Below are 6012 nucleotides of genomic sequence, written 5' to 3'. Positions count from 1 at the left end.
ACCTTTTCGACTGGCTGAGCGGAGGCCCAAAGGGCCTCCGCTCTTATAGAGAGAAAGAAGGTTCTTTATGTTTCAAGGCTTTTCCGGCGCCACCGTGGACTTCATGTGGGGCATCCGGTTCAACAACGAAAAGGGCTGGTTCGAGGCCCACAAGGAGGAGTACCTGACCACCTTTCAGCGGCCCATGAAGGCGCTGGCCGACGAGGTGTACGGGGCCTTTACCGACCGCCATCCCGACCTGGACCTCATCTGCAAGGTGTCCCGCATCTACCGGGACGCCCGGCGGCTCTTCGGCCGCGGCCCCTACAAGGACCATCTGTGGCTGAGCCTGACCCGCCCCCACGAGGAGGGCTGCGCCGAGCCGGTGTTCTGGTTCGAGCTGGGCCCGGAGGGCTACTCCTACGGCATGGGCTTTTGGCAGGCTCCGGCCGTCACCATGGCCAAGTTCCGCGCCCGCATGGACCGGGAGCCCAAGGCCATGGAAAAGCTGGCCCGCCGCTTCCAGAAGCAGGACGTATTTGTGCTGGAGGGGGAGGACTACAAGCGCCCCAAGGCCGCCCCCTCCCGGCTGCTCACCCCCTGGTACAGCAAAAAGAGCTTCGCCCTCTCCCACGACGCCCCCCACGGTGAGCCGCTCTGGTCCCACGATCTGGTGGATCTCCTGCTGGAGGGGTACGAGTTCCTGCTCCCCTACTATGAATACATGCTCTCCCTCAGCGGTGACCCCGATCCCCGGGCACAATAACAGAATTTACATCGCAAGCAATCCCGCCAGCAGCGCATACTAAGGCCAAAGGATTTTGGAAAGGCGGCGGGCGGGATGGAGCGAACTTCCTGGCGGCGGCGGGCGCGGGCATTTGTCCCCGCGCTGCTGCTGCTTTTTGCGCTGGCCGGGTGGATGCTCCCGGCCGCGCCGGGGCCGGCGGCGGAGGCCGATGCAGTGCTGGAGGCCGGAGAGGGGGAGCCTTGCCCCACGGTTCCAGCGGGACAGAAGCTGATCGCCCTCACCTTTGACGACGGCCCCCGCCGCTCCACCACCACCCGCCTGCTGGACGGTCTCTCGGAGCGCGGGGTGAAGGCCACCTTTTTCCTCATCGGAGCCCAGATAGAGAACAACGGGGACGTGGTGCGCCGGATGGACGAGGAGGGGCACCAGGTGGGCATCCACACCTTCGACCACGTCAAGCTCACCGATCTGAGCCGGACCGACTTCGACGCCCAGGTGGAGACCACCCGGGCCCTGCTCAAGTCCACCCTGGGCCACAACGACTTCCTGCTCCGTCCCCCCTACGGCATGCTGGACGAGAGTGTAAAGGCCTGGGCGGGCTGCCCCATCATCCTGTGGTCCATCGACCCGGAGGACTGGCGGGATCAGAACACCGACCGGGTGGTGCGGGAGGTGGTGGCCGGGGCCAGGGACGGCGGAATCATCCTGATGCACGACATCTTCCCCGAGTCGGTGGACGCCGCCCTCCAGATTGTAGACCAGCTCCACCAGCAGGGCTACCTGTTCTGCACGGTGGACGAGCTCTTTGCCGCCCGGGGCCTTCCCCTGGAGGCCGGAGAGATGTACTGGAACGCATACCCATAAATCGGCCCCGGGGGGGGGGGGGGGGGGCGCTGCCGTCCCCGGGCCCTGCCGTTCAGGCCAGACAGACCGCGGCCCCGTAAAAGCCGCGGGTGCTCCCCGCCTCGTCCACCCGGACCGCCCCGGCCTCCGCCATGGCGCGCAGCCGCCGGGCCAGCAGCCAGTCCCCCACGCCGGAGAGCTGAACCAGGGCCTGTCCCAGTACGTTCGCCACCTTCTGCGGCTTCTCCGTGAAGCAACGGCGGAGGACGGGGTCATAGAAGTCCTCCGACACCCCCATCACCCTGCCGTTGACCACCGCCCGGAGGGGGGCGTTCTCCTCCCTCAGCCGCTCCCATTCCAGGGCCAGCATGCGCAGCACCGGACGGGTCAGCTCCTCCGCCCCGCCCAAATGCAGGCCGAACTCCTCGGGGTGTACCTCGCCCCAGCCCCGCTCCCAGCGCACCACCGCGCCGTCCGGCCGCTCCCACCACCGGGGCAGGGAAACCAGGGTCACCCTGGCGTCCAGCCCGGCCAGGAGGGCGGCCGCGTGGCGCAGGCCGCAGGCCCCGTCCGGGGTGTCGTCCGCCCAGATGCGCACCTCCTCCCCGGTAGCGGCCCGGGCCCTCAGCTCCTCCGCAGCGGCCAGAACCTCCCTCCAGTCCGCGTCGGCCTCCGCCCCGTCCAGCGGGAAGTCGGTGTGGAACTGCCGGAACAGCGCCCGCCGGGGTCCGTCCTCCGCCAGAGGGGCGGCGATGTCCCCCAGGGATAGAGCCAGCCCCAGGCAGAGTACGTCGGAGCTTTTGTTCCCCAGGGGGACGGCATACCTGTCCAGCCGGTCCTGCTCGGCCCGCACCTTCCGCAGCCGCGCCCTGACCGCCCGGCGGGAGGGCTTCTCCCCGTCCTCCGACGTGCAAAATACAATCCCGACGCTGTGGCGGCCTTTGCCGCCGCAGTGCTGAGCCATCTTCAGCGCTCCCTGTGCCGACTGGTTGAAGCAGAGCTCTACCATAATACGATCCACCCTTTCAAATCAAATAAGACAGCGCCAGGGACAGGGACAGCGCGCCGAAGCAGAGCAAACCGGGGCTGGTGAGAAAGCGCCGCCATGTTCCGCGCTCTGCGTCCGGACGGGCCAGAAGCGCGGGGATCAGCCGGAACGGCACCATGGCGCCTGCCAGCATCAGCACACCCGTCACCACCACCGGGCCGCCCAGCCAGCCCCAGAGGATGGAAAAGAGGTTGACCAGCGCGTGGAGGAGGACAGCCTGCCACAGGCAGCCGGTGGAGAGCGCCAGCTCCGCCAGCACCAGCCCCAGAAGAAAGGCATAAAAAAACTGGTTCAGATTTCCGTGAAACAGGCCGAAGCAAAGGGCGGAGGCCACCAGCGCAAAGCGCTCCCCATAGGGCCGCAGGCGGCGCAGCAGCAGCCTGCGGAACAGAAGCTCCTCCGCCGCAGGGGCGATGAGCCCGGCCAGCAGGAGCTGGAGCGGAAGGGGGTAGAGGCCGATGGACTCCACCGGGTTGACCACCGCCGCGCCCCGGAGCCGCCCCAGCAGGCCGGTGAGGAGCAGGGTAGCCCCATTCGCCAGATAGGCCAGCCCCACGGAGCCGGCCCAAAGGGCCGCGAAGCGGACCGGCCCCAGCGGGCGGCGGGCCGGGGCGGGCGGGGCCGCCGTCCCCCACAGCACCAGACAGGCGGCGGGAATCCCCAGCCCGTAGGCCCCCAGGACGGACGCCGCCCACAGAAACACCGGCTCTCCCAGCAGGCCGGGCCGTGCCGCCCTGGCCAGAAGCAGCACCCCCCACTGGGCCGCCAGCATGACGGCCATCTGGGCGAACAGGGCCCAGCCCAGGCGGGAAAAGGGTTGACGGGCCTCCATTGCGCCACCTCCACAAAAAGATTACCAAAGTATTATAGCAATTTTCTATCTCCCCGACAAGGAACGAAATATTGACAACTCTCTTTCATGCGGGTACAATATCTTGTGTTCGAATACAACTGGAGGAGAGATACGATATGCCCATTTCGGAAAACGCAAAGGCCGTGCTGGAGCGGCGCTACCTGGCCCGGGACGAGCAGGGACAGCCCACCGAGACCGTGGACGGCCTGTTCCGCCGGGTGGCCAACGCTGTGGCCGAGGGTGACCGCCGCTTTGATTCCAAGGCGGACGTGGTGGCCACGGCCAAGGAGTTTTATGAGCTGATGGTCAGCCTGGACTTCCTGCCCAACTCCCCCACCCTCATGAACGCGGGCCGCCCCCTGGGCCAGCTCTCCGCCTGCTTCGTGCTGCCGGTGGCCGACTCCATGGAGGACATCTTCGACGCCATCAAGAACGCTGCGCTGATCCACAAGAGCGGCGGCGGCACCGGCTTCTCCTTCTCCCGCCTGCGGCCCAAGGGCTCCACCGTCAACTCCACCGGCGGCGTGGCCTCCGGCCCCATCTCCTTTATGAAGGTGTTCAACGCCGCCACCGAGGCGGTGAAGCAGGGCGGCACCCGCCGGGGCGCCAACATGGGGATTCTGCGGGTGGACCACCCCGATATTCTGGAGTTCATCACCTGCAAGAACGATACCCGCGAGATCACCAACTTCAACCTCTCCGTGGGCATCACCGAGGCGTTTATGGAGGCGGTGAGCCAGGACAAGCCCTACGACCTGGTGGACCCCGCCACCGGCCGGGTGGTGGGCCAGCACAGCGCCCGGGCGGTCTTTGATGCCATTGTCACCTCGGCCTGGCAGACCGGCGAGCCGGGCATCATCTTCCTGGACCGGCTGAACCGGGACAACGTGGTGCCCAGCCAGGGGGAGATCGAGTCCACCAACCCCTGCGGAGAGCAGCCGCTGCTGCCCTATGAGAGCTGCAACCTGGGCTCCATCAACCTGGTCAACCACCTGATGAAGACCCCCGCCGGGTGGGTGCTGGACCGGGCCAAGCTGGAAAAGACCATCCGCACCGCCGTCCACTTCCTGGACAACGTGATTGAGGTCAACCAGTACCCCCTGCCCGAGATCGACCGGATGACCCGCTCCACCCGCAAGATCGGCCTGGGCGTCATGGGCTTTGCGGACATGCTCCTCCACATGGGTGTGCCCTACAACAGCGAGGAGGGCGTCGCCCTGGCCGAGGAGATCATGGACACGGTGAATTCCATCGGCCACCAGGCCAGCGAGGAGCTGGCCGAGATCCGGGGCCCCTTCCCCCTCTTTGACCAGAGTATCTACAGGGACGGCAGGCCCATCCGAAACGCCACCGTCACCACCATTGCCCCCACCGGCACCCTGTCCATCATCGCCGGGGTATCCTCCGGCGTGGAGCCGGTGTTCGCCTACGCCTATATCCGCAATGTGATGGACGGCACCCACCTCATCGAGACCAATCAGATTCTGAAGGACAGGCTGGTGGAGGCGGGCATCTACTCCGACGAGCTGATGCACAAAATCGTGGAGCAGGGCTCCCTGGCCCACGTGGACGGCATCCCGGAGGACATCCGGCGGGTGTTCGTCTGCGCCCACGACGTGTCCCCCATCTGGCATGTGAAAATGCAGGCCGCCTTCCAGCGGTACACAGACAACGCGGTGAGCAAGACGGTGAACTTCCCCAACTCCGCCACCAAGGAGGAGGTCGCCGAGGTCTACCGGCTGGCCTTCACTCTGGGCTGCAAGGGCACCACCATCTACCGGGACGGAAGCCGCAACGAGCAGGTGCTCAACATCGGCAAGGTCAACGACGGCAAGGCCGCCACCGGCGACCCGGTGGTGGACGCCGTGCTGGACTCCGGCTGCGAGGGCACGGCCTGCCTGATCAAATCCGGAGCCTACGGCCATATCCAGCCGAGGCCGCGCCCCGCCGTCACCAGCGGCTTTACCGAGAAGGTGCGCATCGGCTGCGGCAACCTTTATATCACTGTCAACTACGACGAGAACGGCATCTGTGAGGTATTCACCAACACCGGCCGGGCCGGAGGCTGTCCCAGCCAGAGTGAGGCCACCGCCCGCCTGACCAGCGTGGCCATCCGCTCGGGTATGGACCCCAAGGAGATCATCACCCAGCTCAAGGGGATCCGCTGCCCCTCCTGCCTCCGGCAGCAGGGCGTGCCCGTCACCTCCTGCCCCGACGCCATCGCCAAGGCCCTGGAAAAGGTGCTCAAGGTCTCCCAACAGGGCGGCGGCTGCCCCGCCCCCGCGCCCATCAGCGCCGCGTCCAAGACTGCCACGCCTGTCCCCCACCCCGATATGACCCCCGCCGAGGCCAAGCTGGCCAAGTTCTGCCCCGAGTGCGGCGCGCGGCTGGAGCATGAGGGCGGCTGCGTCACCTGCCGCGACTGCGGCTACTCCAAGTGCGGCTGATGCCGCCGTAACCCCCCGCCTGAACCTGCCGCGGCGGGCGGCCACAAGGGCCGCCCCTACCTCCGGTGATCAAACTGGACATGCTGCCCAGAAA

Annotated in this window: 5 protein-coding genes; 3 read left to right on the top strand and 2 right to left on the bottom strand. The window is 67.0% G+C overall.

Annotation, left to right across the window (positions count from 1 at the left end):
• The first annotated feature begins 67 nt into the window (after positions 1 to 67).
• On the top strand, positions 68 to 745 hold the full coding sequence (locus ACESY8_RS19230) for a DUF2461 domain-containing protein (RefSeq protein ID WP_007491950.1): 678 nt from the start codon (positions 68 to 70) through the stop codon (positions 743 to 745).
• Positions 746 to 820: 75 nt separating this feature from the next.
• A complete protein-coding gene (locus tag ACESY8_RS19225) occupies positions 821 to 1591 on the top strand; it encodes a polysaccharide deacetylase family protein (RefSeq protein ID WP_007491949.1) in 771 nt (256 codons plus the stop codon).
• Positions 1592 to 1643: 52 nt separating this feature from the next.
• Here the strand turns inward: ACESY8_RS19225 and ACESY8_RS19220 are convergent, their stop codons facing one another.
• A complete protein-coding gene (locus ACESY8_RS19220; RefSeq protein WP_054339010.1) occupies positions 1644 to 2579 on the bottom strand; it encodes a DUF3658 domain-containing protein in 936 nt (311 codons plus the stop codon).
• Positions 2580 to 2595: 16 nt separating this feature from the next.
• The gene (locus tag ACESY8_RS19215; RefSeq protein WP_148341704.1) at positions 2596 to 3450 is read right to left on the bottom strand and encodes a CPBP family intramembrane glutamic endopeptidase; all 855 of its coding nucleotides are present in this window, start codon (positions 3448 to 3450) and stop codon (positions 2596 to 2598) included.
• 137 nt (positions 3451 to 3587) lie between these two features.
• Here ACESY8_RS19215 and ACESY8_RS19210 point away from each other — a divergent pair, with 137 nt between their 5' ends.
• Entirely contained in the window at positions 3588 to 5918 is a 2331-nt protein-coding gene (locus ACESY8_RS19210) for a vitamin B12-dependent ribonucleotide reductase (RefSeq protein WP_007490465.1), read from the top strand.
• Positions 5919 to 6012 lie beyond the last annotated feature (94 nt).

Source organism: Clostridium sp. ATCC BAA-442 (genome assembly GCF_964239415.1).
GTDB classification, from domain to species: Bacteria; Bacillota; Clostridia; order Oscillospirales; family Oscillospiraceae; genus Flavonifractor; species Flavonifractor plautii.
Note: the sequence above shows the minus strand (reverse complement) of the source record. Positions and strands in the feature narration are given on the sequence as shown.